The 23,365-nt window shown below is 34.8% G+C and carries 34 protein-coding genes; 28 read left to right on the forward strand and 6 right to left on the reverse strand.

Annotated features, from left to right (window positions below; genetic code table 11):
- Positions 1-262 precede the first annotated feature (262 nt).
- Together leuS and QMO72_RS05470 are read left to right on the forward strand one after the other, a co-directional pair.
- Positions 263-2,677: a leucine--tRNA ligase gene (gene leuS / locus QMO72_RS05465; protein ID WP_103267132.1), complete on the forward strand. Its 2,415-nt coding sequence runs from the start codon at positions 263-265 to the stop codon at positions 2,675-2,677.
- Positions 2,678-2,696: 19 nt separating this feature from the next.
- Complete coding sequence (locus QMO72_RS05470) at positions 2,697-3,008, forward strand: rhodanese-like domain-containing protein (RefSeq protein ID WP_103267131.1); 312 nt, start codon at positions 2,697-2,699, stop codon at positions 3,006-3,008.
- Positions 3,009-3,151: 143 nt separating this feature from the next.
- Here the strand turns inward: QMO72_RS05470 and QMO72_RS05475 are convergent, their stop codons facing one another.
- From QMO72_RS05475 to QMO72_RS05495, 5 genes are all read right to left on the reverse strand, one after another.
- On the reverse strand, positions 3,152-4,411 hold the full coding sequence (locus QMO72_RS05475; RefSeq protein ID WP_103267130.1) for a BaiN/RdsA family NAD(P)/FAD-dependent oxidoreductase: 1,260 nt from the start codon (positions 4,409-4,411) through the stop codon (positions 3,152-3,154).
- 134 nt (positions 4,412-4,545) lie between these two features.
- A complete protein-coding gene (locus QMO72_RS05480) occupies positions 4,546-5,763 on the reverse strand; it encodes a tyrosine-type recombinase/integrase (RefSeq protein WP_069854554.1) in 1,218 nt (405 codons plus the stop codon).
- Between the two features lie 58 nt (positions 5,764-5,821).
- Positions 5,822-6,571, reverse strand: a complete 750-nt coding sequence (locus QMO72_RS05485) for an Ltp family lipoprotein (RefSeq protein ID WP_286093250.1) — start codon at positions 6,569-6,571, stop codon at positions 5,822-5,824.
- Positions 6,572-6,659: 88 nt separating this feature from the next.
- Positions 6,660-7,142 (reverse strand): ImmA/IrrE family metallo-endopeptidase, encoded by a 483-nt coding sequence (locus tag QMO72_RS05490; RefSeq protein WP_286093267.1) that lies wholly within the window; start codon positions 7,140-7,142, stop codon positions 6,660-6,662.
- A gap of 27 nt (positions 7,143-7,169) precedes the next feature.
- Positions 7,170-7,469, reverse strand: coding sequence for a helix-turn-helix domain-containing protein (locus QMO72_RS05495; RefSeq protein ID WP_103266631.1), 300 nt, complete (start codon positions 7,467-7,469; stop codon positions 7,170-7,172).
- A gap of 210 nt (positions 7,470-7,679) precedes the next feature.
- On the opposite strand from QMO72_RS05495, the gene QMO72_RS05500 reads away from it, so the two are divergent.
- The 14 genes from QMO72_RS05500 to QMO72_RS05565 all read left to right on the forward strand — a co-directional run bounded on the left by QMO72_RS05500 (position 7,680) and on the right by QMO72_RS05565 (position 15,623).
- Positions 7,680-7,880: a hypothetical protein gene (locus QMO72_RS05500; RefSeq protein WP_046466059.1), complete on the forward strand. Its 201-nt coding sequence runs from the start codon at positions 7,680-7,682 to the stop codon at positions 7,878-7,880.
- Positions 7,881-8,022: 142 nt separating this feature from the next.
- Positions 8,023-8,286 (forward strand): helix-turn-helix domain-containing protein, encoded by a 264-nt coding sequence (locus tag QMO72_RS05505; protein WP_103266632.1) that lies wholly within the window; start codon positions 8,023-8,025, stop codon positions 8,284-8,286.
- A 258-nt stretch (positions 8,287-8,544) separates the two neighbouring features.
- Positions 8,545-8,940 (forward strand): hypothetical protein, encoded by a 396-nt coding sequence (locus QMO72_RS05510; protein WP_103266635.1) that lies wholly within the window; start codon positions 8,545-8,547, stop codon positions 8,938-8,940.
- Positions 8,937-10,103, forward strand: a complete 1,167-nt coding sequence (locus QMO72_RS05515; RefSeq protein WP_103266636.1) for a DUF2800 domain-containing protein — start codon at positions 8,937-8,939, stop codon at positions 10,101-10,103. The genes QMO72_RS05510 and QMO72_RS05515 overlap by 4 nt, the downstream gene beginning before the upstream one ends.
- A 24-nt stretch (positions 10,104-10,127) precedes the next feature.
- Positions 10,128-10,679 carry a DUF2815 family protein gene (locus QMO72_RS05520; RefSeq protein ID WP_103266637.1) on the forward strand — a complete coding sequence of 184 codons (552 nt, stop codon included), beginning with the start codon at positions 10,128-10,130 and terminating at the stop codon, positions 10,677-10,679.
- Between the two features lie 70 nt (positions 10,680-10,749).
- The gene (locus QMO72_RS05525; protein WP_103266707.1) at positions 10,750-12,690 is read left to right on the forward strand and encodes a DNA polymerase; all 1,941 of its coding nucleotides are present in this window, start codon (positions 10,750-10,752) and stop codon (positions 12,688-12,690) included.
- Positions 12,691-12,699: 9 nt separating this feature from the next.
- Positions 12,700-12,894 carry a hypothetical protein gene (locus tag QMO72_RS05530; protein ID WP_103266639.1) on the forward strand — a complete coding sequence of 65 codons (195 nt, stop codon included), beginning with the start codon at positions 12,700-12,702 and terminating at the stop codon, positions 12,892-12,894.
- 12 nt (positions 12,895-12,906) lie between these two features.
- Positions 12,907-13,059, forward strand: coding sequence for a hypothetical protein (locus QMO72_RS05535; RefSeq protein WP_286093251.1), 153 nt, complete (start codon positions 12,907-12,909; stop codon positions 13,057-13,059).
- Positions 13,059-13,439: a hypothetical protein gene (locus QMO72_RS05540; protein ID WP_103266641.1), complete on the forward strand. Its 381-nt coding sequence runs from the start codon at positions 13,059-13,061 to the stop codon at positions 13,437-13,439. The genes QMO72_RS05535 and QMO72_RS05540 overlap by 1 nt, the downstream gene beginning before the upstream one ends.
- Complete coding sequence (locus QMO72_RS05545; RefSeq protein ID WP_286093252.1) at positions 13,440-13,955, forward strand: DUF3310 domain-containing protein; 516 nt, start codon at positions 13,440-13,442, stop codon at positions 13,953-13,955.
- Entirely contained in the window at positions 13,956-14,171 is a 216-nt protein-coding gene (locus tag QMO72_RS05550) for a hypothetical protein (RefSeq protein ID WP_002512135.1), read from the forward strand.
- A gap of 189 nt (positions 14,172-14,360) precedes the next feature.
- Positions 14,361-14,819, forward strand: a complete 459-nt coding sequence (locus QMO72_RS05555) for a hypothetical protein (protein WP_103266645.1) — start codon at positions 14,361-14,363, stop codon at positions 14,817-14,819.
- A 207-nt stretch (positions 14,820-15,026) separates the two neighbouring features.
- Entirely contained in the window at positions 15,027-15,410 is a 384-nt protein-coding gene (locus QMO72_RS05560; RefSeq protein WP_103266647.1) for a hypothetical protein, read from the forward strand.
- Positions 15,411-15,623 (forward strand): Thoeris anti-defense Tad2 family protein, encoded by a 213-nt coding sequence (locus tag QMO72_RS05565; protein ID WP_069832489.1) that lies wholly within the window; start codon positions 15,411-15,413, stop codon positions 15,621-15,623.
- Here QMO72_RS05565 and QMO72_RS05570 read toward each other — a convergent pair.
- Entirely contained in the window at positions 15,620-15,955 is a 336-nt protein-coding gene (locus QMO72_RS05570; protein ID WP_103266649.1) for a hypothetical protein, read from the reverse strand. The genes QMO72_RS05565 and QMO72_RS05570 overlap by 4 nt on opposite strands.
- A gap of 59 nt (positions 15,956-16,014) precedes the next feature.
- Between QMO72_RS05570 and QMO72_RS05575 the strand changes: the two genes are divergently transcribed.
- The 12 genes from QMO72_RS05575 (at position 16,015) to QMO72_RS05630 (ending at position 23,286) form a co-directional block, all read left to right on the forward strand.
- On the forward strand, positions 16,015-16,314 hold the full coding sequence (locus QMO72_RS05575) for a MazG-like family protein (protein ID WP_103266651.1): 300 nt from the start codon (positions 16,015-16,017) through the stop codon (positions 16,312-16,314).
- Between the two features lie 42 nt (positions 16,315-16,356).
- Positions 16,357-16,569, forward strand: a complete 213-nt coding sequence (locus tag QMO72_RS05580) for a hypothetical protein (protein WP_103266652.1) — start codon at positions 16,357-16,359, stop codon at positions 16,567-16,569.
- Entirely contained in the window at positions 16,566-16,766 is a 201-nt protein-coding gene (locus QMO72_RS05585) for a DUF1381 domain-containing protein (RefSeq protein ID WP_103266654.1), read from the forward strand. Before QMO72_RS05580 ends, QMO72_RS05585 begins: the two co-directional genes overlap by 4 nt.
- A gap of 275 nt (positions 16,767-17,041) precedes the next feature.
- Positions 17,042-17,224, forward strand: a complete 183-nt coding sequence (locus QMO72_RS05590; RefSeq protein WP_103266658.1) for a hypothetical protein — start codon at positions 17,042-17,044, stop codon at positions 17,222-17,224.
- A gap of 1 nt (position 17,225) precedes the next feature.
- A complete protein-coding gene (rinB, locus tag QMO72_RS05595) occupies positions 17,226-17,360 on the forward strand; it encodes a transcriptional activator RinB (RefSeq protein WP_103266659.1) in 135 nt (44 codons plus the stop codon).
- Positions 17,357-17,536 (forward strand): hypothetical protein, encoded by a 180-nt coding sequence (locus QMO72_RS05600; protein ID WP_103266661.1) that lies wholly within the window; start codon positions 17,357-17,359, stop codon positions 17,534-17,536. The genes rinB and QMO72_RS05600 overlap by 4 nt, the downstream gene beginning before the upstream one ends.
- Positions 17,537-17,596: 60 nt before the next feature.
- Positions 17,597-17,779 carry a hypothetical protein gene (locus QMO72_RS05605; protein WP_103266662.1) on the forward strand — a complete coding sequence of 61 codons (183 nt, stop codon included), beginning with the start codon at positions 17,597-17,599 and terminating at the stop codon, positions 17,777-17,779.
- A gap of 16 nt (positions 17,780-17,795) precedes the next feature.
- On the forward strand, positions 17,796-20,249 hold the full coding sequence (locus QMO72_RS05610) for a virulence-associated E family protein (RefSeq protein ID WP_103266664.1): 2,454 nt from the start codon (positions 17,796-17,798) through the stop codon (positions 20,247-20,249).
- A 320-nt stretch (positions 20,250-20,569) separates the two neighbouring features.
- Entirely contained in the window at positions 20,570-20,860 is a 291-nt protein-coding gene (locus tag QMO72_RS05615) for a VRR-NUC domain-containing protein (RefSeq protein WP_103266666.1), read from the forward strand.
- Positions 20,850-22,208: a DEAD/DEAH box helicase gene (locus QMO72_RS05620; protein WP_103266668.1), complete on the forward strand. Its 1,359-nt coding sequence runs from the start codon at positions 20,850-20,852 to the stop codon at positions 22,206-22,208. Before QMO72_RS05615 ends, QMO72_RS05620 begins: the two co-directional genes overlap by 11 nt.
- 13 nt (positions 22,209-22,221) lie before the next feature.
- Positions 22,222-22,635 carry a DUF722 domain-containing protein gene (locus tag QMO72_RS05625; protein WP_103266670.1) on the forward strand — a complete coding sequence of 138 codons (414 nt, stop codon included), beginning with the start codon at positions 22,222-22,224 and terminating at the stop codon, positions 22,633-22,635.
- 312 nt (positions 22,636-22,947) lie between these two features.
- Positions 22,948-23,286, forward strand: coding sequence for an HNH endonuclease (locus QMO72_RS05630; RefSeq protein ID WP_103266672.1), 339 nt, complete (start codon positions 22,948-22,950; stop codon positions 23,284-23,286).
- Positions 23,287-23,365 lie beyond the last annotated feature (79 nt).

Raw genomic sequence — 23,365 nt, forward strand, 5'->3', positions numbered from 1 at the left:
ATAAACCCTTATTTCAAATATTATTAATAATGTATAGGAGTAGTAACTTGAGAGCTTATCTACAGAGAACTAGGAAGGGTGGAACCTAGTGTTAAGTCTTGAGTGAACTTACCAGAACTCAAAGTGAATTTATAACATCTCTAACTATTTAATTAAAATGAGTGCACATTTAATGTGAAACAGGGTGGTACCGCGGCACAGTCGTCCCTTAGTAATGAATAATAGTTTGAGGTGTTTTTTTATTGAATAGGAGGAAGTAGTAGTGAATTACAATCATAATCAAATAGAAAAAAAGTGGCAGGATTATTGGGAAGAATTTAAAACTTTTAAAACAAGTGACAATTTAGGGCAGAAGAAATTCTACGCACTAGATATGTTCCCTTATCCATCAGGTGCAGGGCTACATGTTGGACATCCAGAAGGTTATACTGCAACGGATATCATTTCAAGATATAAACGCATGCAAGGGTATAATGTATTACATCCAATGGGATGGGACGCTTTTGGGCTTCCTGCAGAACAATATGCCTTGGATACAGGTAATGATCCACGTGAGTTCACTAAACAGAATATTCAAACCTTTAAACGCCAAATAAAAGAATTAGGCTTTAGTTATGATTGGGATAGAGAAGTGAATACAACTGATCCTGAATATTATAAATGGACGCAATGGATTTTTATACAGTTGTATAATAAAGGACTTGCTTATGTTGATGAAGTTGCAGTAAACTGGTGCCCAGCTTTAGGTACAGTGCTTTCAAATGAAGAAGTAATAGATGGAGTTTCTGAACGTGGCGGACATCCAGTGTATCGTAGACCGATGAAACAATGGGTATTAAAAATCACTGAATATGCAGATCGTTTATTAGAAGACTTAGATGATTTAGATTGGCCTGAATCATTAAAAGACATGCAACGTAACTGGATAGGACGTTCAGAAGGTGCGGCTATTGCGTTTGATGTAGAAAATAGTGATGCACAGGTTGAAGTATTTACAACACGTCCTGATACGGTTTATGGGGCAACGTTCTTAGTGTTGAGTCCTGAACATGAATTAGTAAACGAAATTACAACTGAAGATAAAAAAGAAGCAGTTAAACAATATCAACAAGAAGCGGCGAAAAAATCTGATTTAGAGCGTACAGGTCTCTCTAAAGAAAAATCAGGCGTATTTATTGGCGCGTATGCGGTCAATCCGTTATCAGGTGAACGTACACCGATATGGATTGCTGACTATGTTTTATCAACATATGGTACAGGAGCTGTAATGGCCGTGCCAAGTGGTGACCAAAGAGACTATGAATTTGCTCAAACATTTGATTTGCCAATTGTTGAGGTTATTGAAGGTGGGGATTTATCAAAAGAAGCATATGCTGGTGATGGCCCTCATATCAACTCAGGAGAATTGAATGGTCTGTATAACGAAGATGCTATTTCAAAAGCAATAGAATTATTAGAACAGAAAAATGCTGGTACGAAAAAAGTTAACTATAAACTTAGAGATTGGTTATTCAGTCGTCAAAGATACTGGGGAGAGCCTATACCAGTCATTCATTGGGAAGATGGATCGATGACTACGGTACCGGAAGATGAATTACCATTATTGTTACCTGAAACGGATGAAATCAAACCGTCAGGCACAGGTGAATCACCATTAGCTAATATTGATGACTTTGTAAATGTAGTAGACCAAGAAACTGGTATGAAAGGTCGTCGTGAAACTAATACGATGCCACAATGGGCAGGTAGTTGTTGGTACTATTTAAGATATATTGATCCAAATAATGACCAAATGCTTGCTGATCCGGAAAAATTAAAACATTGGTTACCAGTTGATTTATATATAGGTGGCGTAGAACATGCTGTTTTACATTTATTATATGCAAGATTCTGGCATAAAGTACTTTATGATTTAGGTGTTGTACCAACAAAAGAGCCATTCCAAAAATTATATAATCAAGGCATGATTCTTGGTGAAGGTAATGAAAAAATGAGTAAATCTAAAGGTAATGTAATTAATCCAGATGATATCGTCACATCACATGGCGCAGATACATTGCGTTTATACGAAATGTTTATGGGGCCGCTTGATGCTGCAATAGCTTGGAGTGAAAATGGCTTAGATGGTTCAAGACGCTTCTTGGATAGAATATGGCGTTTGCTCGTTACTGAAGACGATTCACTTTCTATTAAAGTGGTAAATAACAATAGTAAAAATTTAGATAAGAGTTACCATCAAACCGTTAAAAAAGTCACTGAAGACTTTAACACTTTGAATTTCAATACTGCAATTAGTCAATTGATGGTCTTCATCAATGATTGTTACAAAACTGATGAAATATACAAACCGTATATTGAAGGATTTGTAAAAATGTTATCACCAATTGCACCTCACATATCAGAAGAACTATGGGCTCGTCTAGGTCATGATGAAACAATTACTTACCAACCGTGGCCTTCATATGATGAATCATTATTAGTCGATGATGAAGTAGAAATTGTTGTACAAGTAAACGGTAAAGTGCGTGCTAAGATTAAAGTTTCAAAAGATGTTTCAAAAGAGGATATGCAACAAATAGCGCTTGATAATGATATTATTAAAGGTGAAATTGAAGGCAAAGACATTAAAAAAGTGATTGCTGTACCGCAGAAACTTGTTAATATCGTAGCTAAATAAATCTTTGGAGGAATTGAACATGGAATCTATTACAGTTAATGAATTAAAAGAAAAAGTTTTGGATGCTAACCCAGTTAATATTGTAGATGTGAGAACGGATGCAGAAACAGCTATGGGTATTATACCAGGCGCAGAAACAATTCCAATGAACCAAATTCCAGAAAACTTAAGCCATTTTAATGAAGATGAAACTTATTACATTATATGTAAAGTTGGCGGTCGTAGTGCGCAAGTTGTTCAGTATTTAGAACAAAATGATGTGCGTGCAGTAAATGTCGAAGGTGGCATGGATGCTTGGGGAGACGAAGGTCTAGACGTTAAAAGCGTATAATAAAGATTAAGGGTCCTATTACTGTAAACGTAATAGGACCCTTTTTAGTTGAAAAATTTAACCACAAAATGTTGCGGTTAATTGGTTTCTAATGGGAATAATGGTCATGTTATATGATAGTTATTTAGCCAGACTTTTTAGTCTTATGGCTGAAAGACGCCTGCATTAGTCCCTGAAACATGCCCTGTTACTAGGGCGCTAGTGATGTTATATCCACCAGTATAGCCATGTATATCTAATACTTCGCCACATAAGAATAAGCCTGGTACTATTTTGGACATCATCGTTTTCGGGTGTATTTCTTTTAATGAAACGCCGCCACCAGTTACAAAAGCTTTATCGATCGGCAGTGTGCCATTCACACTAAAAATGAAGCCTTTCAATAATTTAACTAACTCATTAATTTGTACGTTAGAAATGTGGTGGGCTGTAATTTCCTCTGTAACTCCAGCTTGTTCTAACATAAATAATAAATAACGTTCTTCTATTAAGCCATGTAGGCTGTTTTTTACATATTTATCTGGTGTTTCCTTTAATAATGATCTAATTTGTGTTTCTAAGTCATTCGTTGAAAGTTCTGGAAATACATCTAATTGCATTTGTATATCTTGTTTTTTTTGATTCTTTTGCTCTTTATATACAAATTGACTACAACGTAAAGCAGCAGGGCCACTGATTCCGAAATGAGTGAAAATCATATCCATTTGGTGAGTGATACGTTGTTTGCCATTTTTCTTTAATACAGATAAAGCTACATTCTTTAGACTTAATCCTTTTAGACGTTTTTGTTTAATAAATGGCTCTGCAGACGTGATAGGTACTTCTGTAGGAAATAACTCAGTTATAGTATGACCAAGTGCTTCTGCAAATTTGTAACCATCACCGGTTGAACCTGTTTGTGGTACGCTCGTACCACCAGTTGCAATGATGAGACTCTTACTAGTAAATTGTTGTTGATCATTGAGTGTAACTTGGAATGTTTGATCTTCAGTGTAAGCAATTGAGTGAACAGTTGATTCCTCCATTACGTCTACCTTATTTTGTTGAATAGTGTGCGTCAGAGTATCCACGACATCTTGTGCTTTGTTTGATACGGGGAACATTCGTCCATGATCTTCTTCTTTAAGTTTGACACCTCTCGATTCAAAAAATTGAATAATAGATTCATTATCAAATACAGAAAAGGGGCTATATAAAAACTTTCCGTTACCAGGTATGTTTTTTATAATTTCGTCATAAGGAAGACGGTTGGTAACATTACAACGACCACCACCAGAAATTTTTAATTTACGACCAAGTCCTTTTTTCTTTTCAATCAATAAGATATCATCACTGTTAGTACTTGCCGCAGCAGCAGCCATTAGTCCACTGGGACCGCCACCTATAATAATTGTTTGATACATTTAATTGCCTCCCTTTACAATATAATGTTATTTTATAGTAATAAATCTTCGACCATCGTCAACTCTTGTAGTATCAGTAGTTTCAAGCTATGAAGAGTGTTTAATTTATTAGTTCAGGGCAGAAAAAGGGCAGATTATACAATTTTTAATTTTTCTAATTTGCTTATCATAGATTTTTCCATCTTATCAGTTACATGTGTATAAACTTTTAATGTTGTATTAGGATTACTATGTCCTACACGATTCATTATAACTTTAAGGCTCATACCCATTTCAGCTAACATAGATATGTGTGTATGACGTAAAGTATGAGTCGTGACATGCTTATCTAATTTAACTGCATCTACACACTCACTTAGCACATCATTAATCCTAGTTGATTGAATAGGGTTACCACTTACTGCACTAAATACAAAACCACGGTCATTGCGTTTCACTTTTTGTAGTCTCAATTTTTTATTTTCAGTGATAGCCCGATTTAAGATATCACAACAGCGTTTTGTTAAATTAATAGTTCTGTAACTTTTATCTGTTTTTGTAGTTTCTTTTGAACCAAACCCTTCATCACTTTTCGCCCAAAACATTGTACCATTAACACTAAGTTTTTTGTTCGTAAAATCTATATCACTTTCTTTAATTGCAAGTAGCTCTCCAATTCTTAATCCTGTTAATGATTGGAATTCTATTATTAAACTAGCAAAAAAGTAGAATCGTTTAGATCTATTATAATTAGTAGTGCTAACTTTGTGATTAAGATATTTAAGTATTTGTTTTAATTCGGATACTTCCAAATAGTTCTCACGCTCTTTAACAATACTTTCTTTAGTTTTAACTTTTTTTGGAACAACTAAATCATTTAGATATTCTGTATTATTTAGATTATATATTTTCTTCATATGCATTATTGAGTGCTTAAATATTCCCAGTACATCTGAATTAACAATTTGCGAGAATCCTAATTTATAATATTCATCTAAATATTTTTGTGAGATATTGTAGTCTAGTTTGTCTACTAATAAATCAGAAGGGAATACAGACTTAACGCTTTTCACTTTTGCCTTTTTGGTTTTTAAGGTACTTGCTTTAGATCCGCTATATAGTTTGTAATGCTCGAACCATTTATCTATAGCTGTGTGAACAGTAAGAGAGGCTGTACCTAAAGAAGATTGTTTTGTGAGCTTATCATTTATCTTTTTCTCTAATTGCAACACAGCCTCTTTTTGAGAGGCTTTAGAGTTCTTGTTCATAACAACACTAACTCTACGCCACTTGTCTGTGTATGGGTCTTTATACTTCTCGTAATAGCGATGTTTAACTTTTCCGTTTTTATCTTTGAATTGTTCACTCCACATAACGCATTCCTCCTAAAAAAGATAAAAATATATAGGGCATCGTTAAATGCCCTTAGGTTTAATCTTCTATATTATCGATTGCATATTGTGCTTCTTCCTCTGTGAATTTGTCACCAGCATCTGAAGTAAGTTGATTGTATAATTCGTCATCTGACATATCCATCATATCAATATAATTTTCAGCAGACTTCAATGCATTTTCTTCATAATCTGCTTCTAAATTATCAACTGCATATTGCGCTGCATCACTAGGGTATTTATCACCAGCAGAAGAAGTTAATTGATCATAGATACCTGCTTTCGACATATGCATCATATCTGAATATGTTTCAGCGGAATTCAAGGCTGCTTTTTCTTCACGACTAGCTTTACTTGTATCTTTTTCAGTTTTTGGTTCTTCAGTTTCTGGTTCTTCAGTTGCTGCTACATCTTCTTGCTTACTAGGTTCTTCCTTAGTGTTTTCAGCTATACTAGTTGTATCATTTTCTTTGTCTTCTAAATCTTTTATATCACTCTTTAAATCTTTATTTTCAGATTTAGTTGCTTCTAGTTCTGTCTTTAAATCTTCATCGTTAGTTTCATCATTGGTTTCATCAGCACCTCCAAAACTAACAAAATAAATTATTACAAATAAAGCGGTAATAGGCACTCTTAACCAAAACGACCATTTTTTAAAGTTCCACATTAAAGCAATACCTACTGGATAGATGAATATGAGCGCTAAAATTATTACCCAATTACGTTCATACCATTTAGTTTTATAGCTTGAATTATTCAAGCTATTTAAATTTTTCAAATCTTTGTCCATCATGCATTCTCCCTTATAATAAATTTATTTTATATTAAACAACTTACATTTAGATAAGAGTGTACACAGACACTCGATGTATGTTGGATTAATCGATAACTTTTATTTTTAATGGTTCAAATTGAATAAAGTAACCATCATATTTTACATAGTTTCCAAATTGTTTTTTGTAATCTTCTATAGCTTCATAGAAATATGATCTATCAATTTGCATTAACAAACACATTTCATATAAATCTCCCCATACACCTTGTTGGTGACACTTAATCAATTTCTCAAGTGGGACAGCCAATCTAAAGCCATATCTTCTAGCTTTCAATTCTTGTCGAGCAGCATTGATATTATCATTTTTTGAATATACTCCTGTGATATTTCCATAGGATGTTTCATGATGCCCTAATTCTTCTGCTAATACACCGTTCTGAATATAATGGTCATAATCATTATTTAAAATGACTAACCCATTAGGTAAGTATTTATTTCTTTTATAATACCCTTTAACTTTATCTACAGGAAATTGAACTTCAACTACATTCAATTTTTCATAGTTACTCAATAATTCTTCTCTCATTTGCAATGCTCTCAACCCCTAATACAATTACTTTTTATATTTTTGCATGAATTCTCTAATTTCTTTTATTTCTTCCTCTGTAAGGTCCTCTTCTGAATGCGCAGCTTCAACTTCTTCGAATTCAGTACCTAAATTAAACAAATAATCTACTGTAACACCTACACCTTTTGCAACAGCAATAACATTTTCTATTTTTGCTCCCTCGAAGTTTCTTTCCAACATAGAACGTAAAGTTGTGTAGCTAACGCCGATTTCTTTCGCAAATGATCGTGTATTATAGCCCATTTCTTTGATATTTTCTTCTACAAATTCGCTTCTATTATTCATTGTAAAGTCCTCCGTTGTTTGTACGACATTTCGTATTTGATAAATTAAGTATACACGCATTTAAATAGGAAGTAAAGAGTTTTATTACGAAAAATCGTACTTTTTTAAATAAAATGGTTGCATGTGTACGATTAATCGTATATAGTATTACTTGTAGATACGACACATCGTATACAGATGCAAAACATCGTATCTTTGGAGGTGATTATTTTGTATCCAAAACTACTTACAGCGATGAAGGATCATAACATCACAGAAAAAGATATAGCTAGGGTTTTGAACATTCCTTACACAACCGTAAGAGATAGAACAAAGGGGAAATATTCATTTACTTTTGAACAAGCAATGTTAATAAACAAAAAATTGTTCCCAGGCTATACATCAGAAGAATTATTTAAACCAAAAGAATAACAAACGTATTTCAGCGCTCACATAGAGCATTTATGAGCGAGAGTAGGCGATGATATGAGCCACGCTACAATACATTATTTAGTCATTGCCAAGACTGAATGTTGTATGTGGGTGCTGAACCGACAGAAAGGAGTTAATAATTATGCCAAGAATAGTAACACCACCTAATCCAGATAACACAATCTTAGGTGAAGAGAAGTTCGTTAAGAAGTTGTATGCCAAAGCAACACACATTCACACAATGTTCGATGTCAGTCGTACAACTGTCTACAAATGGCTTAGAGAATACGATAAAGATGATTTAGGAATTAAAGGTTTATACGTTGATTACTCAGCTAACATGACACTAATCAATATCGCTAAGCTAGAAGATTATTTGATTAAACGTAGTAAAAAATGGATGTAGGAGGCTAAACAATGAGAGGTTTACTAGCATTATCAACAGCTATAGTCATATTCTTCATAGCTTTGATATTCACGAAAGACTTTATCCACTTGTTTCTAATTTACTGGGTAGCTGTTTGCTTTAGCTACATGGCTTGGGACAGTTGGATTAACTATTTAAAGGCAACAAAAAAGACCGCTAAGCGCGCCAACGCTTAACAGTCCAACGATTAATAAATTTAACAACTTAAATATACACCAAATACTAGGAGGAAAGCAAATGGCTATATTAGAAGATTTACTAGAAGAAATGAAACGTTTAAATAAAAATTTACAGGTAACGAATGTCGAGTTATCAACTGTAGACGAAACAACCTTAAAAGAAGTTGTAAAGGAAGCACCAATGAAAAAAGCAAAAGAGGAAGATGAAACTAAAGTTAAAAAGACTGTATATATTGGACCTGAACCTGAACAAGAAATGGTTTCAGAAGACAAGACTTACACAAAAGAAGAAGTGCTCAATCTAGGAAAACAATTTATACAAAACGTGGACGATAATGATAAAAAAGCATTTAAGACAAAACTTGAAGAACTAGGTGCTGGCAAACTTTCAAGTGTATCTGAAGATAACTTCAATGAGATTGTGAACTTTATGAATGCGAGATTAACTGCATGAGGTTAGACCATTCTAATCGAGCTCACGCTAAACTAAGTGCGAGTGGCGCGAATCAATGGTTGAATTGCCCACCTAGTATAAAAGCAAGTGAAGGCGTTGGAGATAAGACTTCAACTTTTGCCGAAGAAGGTACATTCGCACATGAGTTAAGCGAGCTGTATTTCAATCACATGTATAACGATTTAACAGACTATGAATACGATAAGGCTTTTAAAAATTATACGAAAAACCAATATTACAACGAAGAATTACGAGAATACGTTGAAAAGTATGTTGACGAAGTGGAAGAACGTGTTAATGCTGCAATAGCAAGAGACAGTGATGTAACAACATTATTTGAAACAAGACTCGACTTAGGTCGATACGTACCAGAATCGTTTGGTACAGGTGACGTGATTGTGTATTCAGGTGGTGTCCTAGAAATCATAGATCTTAAATACGGTAAAGGTGTAGAAGTAAGTGCCATAGACAACTCTCAACTTAGATTATATGGGTTAGGTGCTTATGAACTTCTCAGTTCTTTATATGATATACACACCGTAAGAATGACCATTATTCAGCCAAGACTTGATAACTATTCAACTGAAGAACTACAGATAAGCACCTTAATTGATTGGGGATTAAACACAGTCAAGCCAACTGCAGAATTAGCATTTGAAGGTAAAGGTGAATTTAAAGCTGGTAGTCATTGTAGATTTTGTAAGATTAAACACTCATGTAGAGCCCGTGCAGAGTATATGCAAGATGTACCTAATAAGCCCGCACACTTATTAAGCGACAACGAAATAGCTGAATTACTTCACAAAATACCTGACATCAAGAAATGGGCAGACGAAGTAGAAAGTTATGCACTTGAAGAAATGACAGACAAAGATAAAGAATACCCAGGTTGGAAGTTAGTAGAAGGGCGTTCAAGACGTATCATGACAGACACAAAAGCGATAGAGAAGATATTAACCGAACAAGGTTATGACAAAAATAATATTACTGAAACAAAACTTCTTAGCATTACAAACTTAGAAAAACAAATTGGAAAAAAAGCATTCTCTCAAATGGTTGGTAGTTATATTGAGAAACCACCGGGCAAGTTAACGCTCGCTCCAGAATCAGATAAGCGCCAACCAGTTAAGCAAAAAGCAGAAGATGACTTTGACAAACTATAAAAAATAAAAGGACGGTATTTAATTATGAAAGCAAAACAAAATGGAACTAAAGTAATCACAGGTAAAGTAAGAGCATCATACGCACATATCTTTGAGGCTCACAGCATGAATGAAGACGCGCCTAAGAAATATTCAGTGAGCTTAATCATTCCTAAATCTGATACACAAATGATTGAAATAATTGAAAAAGCAATTGAAGAAGCTAAAGAAGCAGGAAAAGGCAAATGGAATGGCAAAGTGCCTAACAACTTGAAAACACCTTTACGTGATGGCGATATTGATCGTGAAGATGACCCTAACTACGAAAATGCTTATTTCTTAAATGCTACAAGTGCAAATCAACCAGGAGTGATTGATCAGAATAAAATCAAACTTACTGAGCCAGGCTCATTAGTAAGTGGAGATTACATTAGAGCATCAATTAACTTCTATGGTTATAACGCAAACGGTAATAAAGGTATTGCAGCAGGATTAAACAATATTCAATTAGTCGAAAAAGGCGAGCCATTAAGTGGCGCAAGTAAAGCAGAAGATGATTTTGATGAATTAGACTCAGATGACGACGACTTACTATAAGTAAATAAGCGGGGTGCAATTGCCCCGCTATTATTATAAGCAAATTGAGGTGCAACACATGACAAGAACAATGAATGTTGATATCGAGACATATAGTAGCGCTGACATTCGTAAGACAGGTGCTTATAAATACGCAGAAGCAGAAGATTTTGAAATACTAATTATTGCTTATTCACTTGACGGTAGTCCTGTTAAGGCAATTGATATGTACGACATTGATGAGTTTTTATATAAAGAGTTTAAATTAGCGTTGCTAGATAGTGACATTAAAAAATACGCATTTAACGCAAGTTTTGAACGTATTTGTTTAGCTGAACATTTTAATACAGAAATGCCTCCAAATGAGTGGGTGTGTACGATGGTTAATTCGACAAGAATAGGATTACCCGCCTCTCTCGATAAAGTTGGCGAAGTTTTAAACTTACAAGACCAAAAAGATAAATCGGGCAAGAATTTGATTAACTATTTTAGTAAGCCTTGTAAACCTACCAAAATAAATGGTGGTAGAACACGTAACTTACCTGAACACGATAAAGAGAAATGGCAAATGTTTATTGACTACTGTATTAGAGACGTTGAAGTAGAAATGAATGTAGCAGAAAAAATTAAGGACTTTCAAGTGCCTTCAATTGAGCAAAGATATTGGGCAGTAGATCAACAAATTAATGATAGAGGTATTAAACTTTCAGAAGACTTAATGCTTGGTGCGAACGAGCTTGACAGTATCAGTAAAGCATCGCTTATTGAAGATGCGAAACGTATTACTGGTTTAGATAATCCAAACAGCCCCACACAATTACTTGCATGGTTAAACACTGAACAAGGTTTAGACATACCAAATTTACAGAAGAAAACGGTAAAAGATTATCTCAAAAAAGCAACTGGTAAAGCGAAACTAATGCTAGAAATAAGATTACAAATGTCTAAAACAAGCGTTAAAAAGTATAACAAAATGCACGACATGATGTGTAGTGATCAACGTGTACGAGGTTTATTTCAGTTTTATGGTGCAGGCACTGGCAGATGGGCAGGGCGTGGAGTTCAATTACAAAATCTAACGAAACATTACATCAGTGATACCGAACTTGATATTGCTAGAGAAATGATAAAGAAAAAAGAATTCGATGATTTATCAATTATACTCGATGTTCACCCACAAGACTTATTAAGCCAATTAGTTAGAACAACCTTTACTACAGATGAAGGTAACGAGTTAGCCGTAAGTGATTTCTCAGCTATTGAAGCAAGAGTAATAGCTTGGTATGCGGGAGAGCAATGGAGACTTGAAGTATTTAATACACACGGCAAGATTTATGAGGCCTCTGCGGCACAAATGTTTAATGTTCCTGTTGACTCGATTACTAAAGGCGACCCACTTAGACAAAAAGGTAAAGTTTCCGAACTTGCTTTAGGTTATCAAGGTGGACCTGGTGCATTAAAAGCAATGGGCGCACTTGAAATGGGATTAACTGAAGAAGAATTAAAACCTTTGGTTGATAGTTGGAGATTGGCCAATCCTAATATTGTAAAGTTTTGGAAAGGTTGCCAAGATGCTGCAATTCAAACAGTACGTAAGAGAACAGAGCACTATACACATGGACTTAGATTCTATATGAAGAAAGGTTTTCTAATGATAGAACTTCCAAGTGGTCGTGCGCTAGCTTATCCGAAAGCCAAATTAGGACAAAACTGCTGGGGCAGCGATGTCGTAGAGTTTAGAGGGTTAGATCTTAATCGTAGATGGTCAATACAAAAAACCTACGGTGGCAAACTTGTAGAGAACATTGTACAAGCTACAGCACGTGACATATTAGCCATATCTCTTATGAGAATTGAAGATGCTGGATTTAAAACAGTAGGACATGTTCACGATGAGGTAATTGTAGAAATAGAAAAAGGATCAAATGGCTTAGCGGAAATTGAAACACTCATGAGCCACCCTGTTTCTTGGGCAGAAGGTCTAAATTTAAATTGTGATGGTTTTACATCGCCGTTTTATATGAAAGATTAGGTGATTCCGATGAATGAAGAAACAATCAAGATTAGATACAACGTGACATACGAGAAGTCTTATACTTTTCCGGCAAATGCTAATGATGAGAATTGTGAGATAGAGGACCGTATTTACGATGAAATGCCGACTAAAGAAGATGAATATACTGACGCAAAAGTGATTAGATTTGAAGAGCCGACAATTATAGATAGAGGATTCTAGGGGGACGAGAGAATGAATGAAGAAAATTTAGAAATAGCAGATGGCATGATTGACCAATTAAGTGATATGGATAAAAGTGATTTTGATGACATCCAACTAAAAGCATATGACACAGCATATAAAGCGCTATATAACTTGGCCAGTGAATTGGAGGATTGGAACTAATGAACATCAATTTAAGTAGAGCTAAAGATGATAAAGGTAACTTATGTTTCGTGATGATAGATGATAACGAAGAAGTGTTTGTGGATGTAGAAGATTACAAGGAAGCGAAACAACTTGGTATCCATTGTGTGAAAATTAAATATCATGCGAAGAAAGGTAGACGACACTTAAAAAACTACATTAGAAAGTATGACCAACGTCAAGGTGTGGACAGACTCAATGCAGAGGACAGAGAGCGTGCTGAACGTAAGGTTGAGTTGGAAGAACATAAGCAGCGTAAGGAACAGGAACGTCTGCAGATGATAGAGGACGCTAAGCGTAGAAGTAAGTGGTTTGAACATTTAGCAGAGAATGATGTATTTCCGAAAGTGGTGAAGTAGATGAATATTAGAGAATTAGACTTAGATAGATACGTAATTGTGTATGACATTGGTAAGAGTGAGAATAATAATGGCATGACTGTTGTAGGACGTGTGGAAGAAATAGTATTCAACGATGATAGCGACAATGTAGCTACAATCAATTCATTAGGTAATTTATACGACATCACAGATGATAACGAGTTTGAGTTATGGGCTAAGAGTATTGAAGGTAAGACGGAGAGTATTGGATTTGATAAAGAGAATACGGAGAAAGCAATAAAATTATTATCCAACGACTTACAACAACGTAAGCGTAACGATAAAGTTAACCACCCATCACATTATAACTACGGAGATATAGAAGTAATAGATTTCATTGAGCAGGTAACTCAACACTACAATCCTAACGTAGCTTATCATATTGGCAATGCGATTAAGTATTTAGCACGTTCACCACATAAGAATGGTAAAGAGGATGTAGCTAAAGCTAAATGGTATATCGAACGTGCATATGATAATTGGGATGTGAAGTAAGTGGCTGGCGGAAAACAAAGGTATGAATACGTAATTTATAAAGGCGATGACATTATTTGCCACGGGACACGAAAAGAATGTGCAGAGAAGTTAGGCGTATCTGAACAAACGATAATGTTTATGAGTTCACCTACATTGAAGAATAAAGATAAAGGCACACGATTGATAGCTGAAAAAGTAAGCATTGCAGAGATAGAGAAAGAGTTAGCACTATGATCCTATCCGATACTATAAAAGTTAAATATAAATTAGACACTACTGGGATGAACAGTATAGAAGTGGTAAGAATGTTAAAGGATAAAGGAGTTCGTGGATTCACAATGGAGGTAAATAAACGCTATGTAATCGTAGCAGTACCACGTGAGGATATAAAACGGAACAGGAAGATAATGGAGGGGATTAGGAATGAAAAACCATAGAATCATACATGGCAAGAATGGCACGAAATTAAATGGTGTTTGGTGTGATATGAGGTATAGATGCTCAAATCCTAATAGTAAGTACTACAAAAATTATGGTGGTCGTGGAATAAGTGTTTGTAATGAATGGGATAAATTTGAAAACTTCTATAAATGGGCTATGAGCAACGGTTATAGAAACGGTCTGTCTATAGATAGGATAGATGGAAACGGAAATTATGAACCTAATAACTGTAGATGGGTTGATATGAAAACGCAACAAAGAAATAGAGGTAATAATAGAAAAGTAGAATATGATGATAAATCGTTGTGTTTAACAGAATGGTCTGAAATCACTGGTCTACACCCTAAAACTATAACATATAGGTTGAATAGTGGTTGGAGTATTGAAGAAACATTAACAAAACCAAAAGGCAAATATTCAAGAAAGCTGGTCGAAGAATGAAACAATTCACAGTTTGGCTAGCAGTCGTAATCATACTGGCAATCATACTATTGATAATGTGGATAACTATGTAAAGGAGTGGTGAGGGTGATTATATTAAAGATTTTAGTAGCAATATATGGTTTGTTATCTATAGCGTTTTTGTGCATTTTCACATATTTAGGTGATTCACAAGAAAGAGAACAAAATAAAAGGAAGTGATGGCGAGTGATTAATTATGAAATGGCGTTATATGAAATTGAAATGTACAAAAAGGCGCACGAAAGTTTAAGTGAAAATTTAACTCATGCAAATAAAATGGCTCAACAATACAAAACAGAACGAGATACATTGATAGACGATCTATCATGGTATAAAGCAAAGGTTAGTAGGTTGGAAGATGGTATTAAAACATTGGAACGTAAGAATGCTAATGCAAGAACGTTAAATTGGGAATTAAAAGGTTACGCAGATATGTATAAAGAAGATAGTGATAAATATAAATCGCTACTATCCGAAATCTCCCAACACATCGGCAACAAACCATCGAGCAGCACGTATAAGTATTTTAGAGCGAAGTTGGATGGTATTGGGATTAAGGAGGGTGAGTAGATGAACATACAAGATGCAACTAAGTTAGCAACGAAACATTTAGTAACTATGACAAGAAGTGAATGGAAAGAAAATCATAGAGTAGAAGTATTGCCAACAAATGATAGTTTTTTACAATGTATCGTTATTGGAAGTAACGGAAAAAATATCACGCGATATTGGCAACCTTCTGCTAATGACTTAATAGCTGATGATTGGTCCGTAGATTGTTAGAAAATTAATTTTTTAAAATCTCCGATATCTTGGACTAGTTGTCTGTAGTTATTCTTATAGCGATTTTCGTTAAAAACAATAGCGTCATCAGTAAGATTGATTGACGCAATAGTATTACTCGCAAATACACATTTTAAGTAACCGTTTCTGCTTAATTCTCTACAAGTATCTAAAAAGTCTTCCATATGCCAATCATCGAAGTGGTTTGAATGTAATTCTTCTGCATGACCAAAATATTTAGATTCAGACTTAGATAAGTTATCTTTTCTTTTATCTTTGTAGATTTTGTAGATCGAAATAAGTAAATATTTAGCATCTTTAGTTAATCCCATTTATTTTCACCCCTTTACACATAGATAAATAAATTATACCAGAATAGGAGCTAATTAATATGAACGAATTAGTAAAACAAGTAGAACAATGGAGTATAGATAAAAACTTACACAAAGGTAATCCTGATAGACAAGCATTGAAATTTTATGAAGAAGCTGGAGAAGTTGGAGCAGCTTTATCACGTAATAAACTAGATGATCTAAAAGACGGTATAGGCGATACAGTCGTTACATTAATTATATTGGCACAACAACATGGTATGACAATCGAGGAGTGTTTGCAGTACGCGTATGACGAAATCAAAGGAAGAAAAGGAAAAACAATCAATGGAACATTCATCAAAGAATCAGACTTGTAAGGATAAAGACATATTGCAAAAGGTAAAGGAAGTGTTGAGGAAATGAACACAGGTATATGGATATTTACAAAATCGGGACAATGGTATAAACCGAATGTTCAAGATGAGTTGCGAGAAGTGGTAAGAATTGTTACACATGCTGATAATGGTTTTATACCTTGTAAAGATGAAATAGGTCGTGAAACATTCGTAAATACTAGTGAAGTGGAAAGCGTCAGAAATCGGGATTTAGATGATAGTTGGTCCATATTATGACCCAATACCTAATCCGACACATAACCGACTCAACCGGTCACACTTTCACTGAAGTCATCAAGCCACGTGAGAATGAGCGTTACGAGATTGTGAGTGCAGAGAGTAAGGAAGAGGCGTTGAGTTATAACGAAGTATCTGGAGATAAAAATAATCTTAGTGTAGAAGAAATGAGAAAACGATTAAGGAAAGGACAGTGAGTAGATGGACTTATATTTTTTAACTAACATGGTGATACTGGGTTTTGGAGCTATATGTATCCATTATGTAATAAGGATTAAAGAAGGTGCGGGATATTTCTTTGTTAACATTTTAACCGCAATTCCACTGGTTTTGATAACAATCAGAGATATACAACTCGCCATACCTATGTTGACCATGATTGTTGTTTGGGAGATTAAAAGTATAAGAAAGGACAGTGAGTAATTTGGAGATAGGTAGATACTATTACGTTGTAGTTAACAATGAGAACAGGATGTTTAATGAAGTAGTACAAGTATACGGTGATAACCATATGGAAAAGATTGTAACAACTACACTAGATACTGAAAGAGTTAGATTGTTTGATACCTACAAAGACGCAAAAGAATTAGCTGATATGTATGAGTTCGAGGTAAAGAAGATGAGAGCAGACATATTAGGATTGGGGAGTCGATGATATGAAAATACTCAAAACACTACTAATCATTACCCTATACGAGTTAAGTAAATACGTTACGAATGAAATTATTACACGCAGACAAGCAAACGATGCGGTGGATCAGTACCCGACAGATTATGAGGTGAGTGAATGACGTTCTGGATTATAGCAACTATACTACTAGGATTTATATTTTTGTCACTACTAATTTTTGTGGCTGTAATAGAGAGTAAAAAAGATGAAAAAATTTTTGAACTATCGAAGAAAAATATAATTCTCCAACATGAAGTTGAAAGATTATTAAAGGATAAAGAATTTGAAACAAAATAGTTTAATAGAGTATTAACTAAACATTCTCGAATGGAAAAGTACAACACAGGAGGTAAGTAGATGAGAGCTTTTGTATGGGGGTTGCTTGTTGTAGCAATCTACAAACTAGTATTGTATGTATTTAATTTAAATATAGGGACTGAAGTTGATATGTTTTTAACTATTTCAGCATTCGCTTGTGGCGCAATATCCACGTTTTTAAAAACGATAACGATTACACATAAAGTAGAAGATAAGAATTAAGAAAGGAGCTATAGAAATGCTCGACAAAGTAAAAGAACCTGAGCAGTTAAAGAATGATCGTGACATTACTTATGCTTATGCGTCTTCAAGGCTTGCTAAGCACTGGACGAATCACAACATGGCATGGTCGGACTTCTTAACAAAATTATCTCGTACAGTTAGAACTAAAGAAAGTCTTGTCGAGTACAATAAGATGTCCAAATCTGAACAAGCTGGCATTAAAGATGTCGGCGGGTTCGTTGGAGGATACTTGAAAGAAGGACGCAGACAAGCAGGTCAAGTGATGAATCGTTCAATGCTAACACTTGATTTAGATTTTGCAGCTCAAGATATGACAGACATTATGAGTATGTTCTACAACTTTGCATATGCTGTTTACTCAACACATAAACATAGAGAAACAAGTCCTAGATTACGTTTAGTAGTTCCATTAAAGCGTAATGTAAACGCAGATGAGTACGAAGCAGTTGGCCGTAAAGTAGCGGATATGGTCGGTATGGATTACTTTGATGATACAACATATCAACCACACCGTTTAATGTATTGGCCTTCAACAAGTAGTGACGCAGATTTCTATTTTGATTACGAAGATTTGCCACTGCTAGATCCTGATAAACTACTCAATCAATACAACGATTGGACAGATACACTTGAATGGCCAACATCAAGTCGAGAAGAAAGCAGAACACAAAGACTTGCAGATAAACAAGGAGACCCTGAGGACAAGCCTGGTATCGTTGGTGCATTCTGTAGAGCATACTCAATCGAAGATGCTATTGAGGCATTCATACCTGAACGATATGAGTACCATAGTGAAAATCGCTATACATTCCATGAGGGCTCAACTGCTGGTGGCTTAGTATTATATGAGAATGGGAAGTTTGCATATTCACATCACAACACTGACCCAGTGAGTAGCCAATTGGTTAATAGCTTTGACCTTATCCGTATTCACCTATTCGGTGCACAAGATGAAGATGTGGACGAAAATACACCTATTAACCGTATGCCAAGTTACAAGGCAATGGCAGCGAAAGTACAAAAAGATAAGCAAGTCGCTAAACAACTTGTTAACGATAAAATAAGTGATGCATTTGAAGATTTTGACGCAATAGATAATGAGGATTTAGACATTAATAGTGAGTGGAATGAAACACTAGAAATCACTGCTAAAGGTGCATTTAAATCAACTATTCCAAATATTGAAATTATCTTACGTAATGATCCTAACTTAAAAGGTAAAGTAGCGTTTAATGCCTTTACAAAACAGATTGAATGTTTAGGTAAAACGCCTTGGAACAGTGAAAATAAAAAGCGTCAATGGCAAGACGGCGATGATAGTAGTCTACGTGGTTACATTGAAAAGGTCTATGATATCCACCATTCAGGTAAAACGAAAGATGCCATAATATCCGTAGCTATACAAAACCAATATCATCCAGTTAAAGATTATCTAAATAACGTTGAATGGGACGGACAACCAAGACTTGAACGCGTATTCGTTAAGTACTTAGGTGTAGAAGACACAAGGGTTAATCGCACAACAACACGTAAGGCCTTAACTGCAGGTGTAGCTCGTATCATGGATCCAGGGTGTAAGTTTGATTACATGTTAACTCTTTATGGTCCTCAAGGTGTTGGTAAGTCAGCATTACTTAAAAAGCTAGGTGGCGCATGGTTCTCAGACAGTTTGGTATCAGTCACAGGTAAGGAAGCATATGAGGCACTTCAAGGTGTTTGGTTAATGGAAATGGCAGAGTTAGCAGCGACACGTAAAGCAGAAGTAGAAGCAATCAAGCATTTCATTTCTAAACAGATTGATCGTTTCCGCGTTGCGTATGGCCATTATATAGAAGATTTTCCAAGACAGTGTATTTTTATAGGTACAACAAACAAAGTTGATTTCTTAAGAGATGAAACAGGTGGTCGTCGTTTCTGGCCAATGACAGTGAATCCAGACAAAGTAGAAGTTAAATGGTCGAAGATAACTAAGCATGATATAGACCAAATATGGGCAGAAGCTGTTCACTTCTATAATGAAGGTGAAGAACTCTATTTAGAGCCTGAACTTGAGAACGAAATGAGAGAAATACAAGGCAAACATACAGAAGAACAAGTTTATCAAGGTGTTATTGAATCATTTTTAGAAAAGCCTGTTACAGAGGATTGGTATTCTAAATCAATAGAAGATAGAAGAATGTTTATGAATAGTAGTGATTTTGATTTATTAGATGAAGAAACTGATTTAGTTATGAGGGATAAGATAAGCCCATTAGAAATTTGGGTTGAGTGCTTGAATGGATCTATATCTAAATTACCTTTATATGAACTAAACAAAATAAAAGCTGTACTTTCTAATTTAAAAGGTTGGGAAAGATATGCTGAAACTAAAGATGGAAGACTCAGATTCGGTAAAGAATATGGTCGCCAGTTAGCTTTTATTAAAACCGAGTTTGAAGGTTTAATTTAAGGGTTTTGGTGTCCAATAGGTGTCCATTTATAGGCCTAAGTGTCCAACAGAAATTTTATTTATTTTTTTTAAGTGTCCATTAATTTTTTTATTGGACGCGTGATGGACACCTGTTGGACACCCTTTAGACCAGTCATATCAAGGGTTTAGCCCTTAGTGTCCAATATGGACAACCAATTTATATAAAAGTTTAATAATAGAAGATAGGGAGTAAGAGGACACAGTGTATATGCCTAATGCCCCTAATACAGTATATAGTTGGAATGGTACTGGACAGCTGTCCAATTGGACACTTAATATTTTATGCAAGGTGTGAACACATGAAAGAATCGAAAATTGAAACGTATTTAAAAAAAGAAATTACAAAATTGAATGGCTTATGTTTGAAATGGGTAGCGCCCGGAACAAGAGGTGTACCAGATAGAATTATCATAATGCCAAAAGGCAAAACTTACTTTATAGAGATGAAACAAGAAAATGGGAAGCTACATCCATTACAGAAATATGTACACAAGCAATTTGCAGCAAGAGATCATAACGTTTATGTACTTTGGAGCAAATCAGAAGTGGATAGATTCATCAGTAAGGTGGTCATACCAAATGGCAATTAACTTTAAACCACATGAATATCAAAGTTATTCCATACAAAAGATAATAGAGAATAATAAATATGGATTATTTTTAGATATGGGATTAGGTAAGACGGTTTCAACATTAACAGCATTTAGTAATCTACAGGTAATCGATACAGATAAGATGTTAGTTATTGCACCGCTCAATGTAGCTAAAGACACTTGGGCAGATGAAATTAATAAGTGGGAGCATTTAAAACATCTTAAAGTTTCTAAAGTATTAGGAACACCTAAGCAAAGGATTGATGCACTTAATCAAGATGCAGACATCTATATAACAAATAAGGAAAATACTAAATGGTTATGCGACTATTATAAAAAAAGTTGGCCCTTCGATATGTTAGTAGTCGATGAGTTATCTACATTTAAGAGTCACACAAGCCAAAGGTTTAAAGCTTTAAAGAAAAAGCTACCGCTTGTTAAACGTTTTGTCGGATTAACAGGAACGCCAAGTCCAAACAGTATGATGGATTTATGGGCACAGGTTTATCTAATAGATAGTGGAGAAAGATTAGAGAAATCATTTACTAGATTTAGAGAAAGATATTTCAAACCAACACATCAAGTAAGTGAGCATGTGTTTAATTGGGAATTAAGAGAAGAAGCTGAAGAATTAATATATAAGAAGATAGACGATGTGTGTATCAGTATGAAGGCAAGTGATTACTTATCAATGCCTGAACGGATAGATACAGTTCAAGAAGTAACTTTATCGATTAAAGAACGTAAATTGTATGACGAGTTAGAACGTGATTACATTTTAGAATCAGAAGATGATGGAACGATTGTTGCACAAAGTGGTGCATCTTTAAGCCAGAAGTTACTACAACTTTCTAACGGTGCGGTGTACACAGATGAACAGGATGTAAGACAAGTACACGATCGTAAGTTAGATAAATTAGAAGAGATAATAGAAGAATCACAAGGACAACCAATTCTTCTATTCTATAACTTTAAGCATGACAAGGAACGAATACTTAAACGATTCAAACAAGCAGTAGTGTTAGGCAGTGACAACTATAAAGAAGAATGGGATAAAGGTAATATAGAAATATTGATAGCACATCCTGCAAGTGCAGGGCACGGGCTTAACCTACAACAAGGCGGGCACATCATTGTATGGTTCGGTTTAACATGGTCGCTTGAATTGTATCAACAAGCCAACGCTAGATTGTACAGACAAGGACAAGACAATACGACAATCATACATCACATCATGACTGATAACACAATAGATCAAAGAGTCCATAAAGCTTTACAGAACAAAGAACTAACACAAGATGAATTAATGAATGCAGTCAAAGCAAGAATAGCAGAGTATAAGTAATGGAGGTATATAGATGCGTAAGTCAACAATCAATTATTTAGAAGAAGAACTTAAACAGTATAATAGTACTCAGAAGCGTATGGAAGGTTTGAAAGAAGAGATACAATATCCATGGCAAGAACAAGATACTAATATAGGTGGAGGTAAGAGTAATACAATTACTAGCACAACAGAGAGACAAGCAACAAGACTTATAACTGATAAAAGGTTGGCACATATGCATAGAGTATCAACTGCAATTACTACAGTGTATGAGCACGCACAACCAGTAGAGCGCGACCTAATGAACCTACTATACTTCGATAAGCCTAGAAGATATACAGTAGAGGGTATTATAGATAAGCTACCCATTAGCAGAGCAACATTCTTTAGACTAAAGAAACGTATACTCTATAACTTAGCTGATGAGTTAGGTATAATACATTGATACTTATGTGAGACTTTTGACACGTGTCAAGGTGTTATTATGTTAGTATAAGCAATTGTATCGTAACAGTTGTGCTTGGTACTTCAAGCTCATTAACAATACTATATTATATTGAGGCACATCACATTGAGTGGTGTGTCTTCTTTGTGCTTATTGATATGAGTATCATCACATGAATCATTATAACTATCTATTAAACAACAGTCATGATGATGTACTCATATGAGTTAGCATACATAACTCATACGTCACAACCATTGGTGATCTAAATGTATCTAGACTAATGAGCTTAACTCATAAGGAGAATGACAGATGGCACTAACAAAGGAGCAACGACGTTCGTTCTATAATGATAAACGATGGAGAGTCAAGCGAGAGTGTATTAAAGAGCGAGACCATTATGAATGCCAAGAATGTAAGAGGCAAGGTAAAGTATCACTTGATATATACGAGCCTAATAAGAATGGTCGTAAAAAGATAAAGCTTGTAGTACATCACATTAAAGAGCTTGAATTCAATCCTGAGTTAGCATTAGACGATGATAATTTAGAAACGCTTTGTGTCGATTGCCATAATAAAATTCATGACAGACATTACACAAATTGGAGAGAGCCAAAGAAAAATAAATGGGCTGATGATGAAATGTGGTAATAGAATATTTATTAATTTATATAAAAATAAAATTTAATTTTAAAATACCCCCGGGTCAAAAACTTTTTAAATAAAAATG

The organism is Staphylococcus casei, assembly GCF_030294405.1.
Taxonomy (GTDB): Bacteria; Bacillota; Bacilli; order Staphylococcales; family Staphylococcaceae; genus Staphylococcus; species Staphylococcus succinus.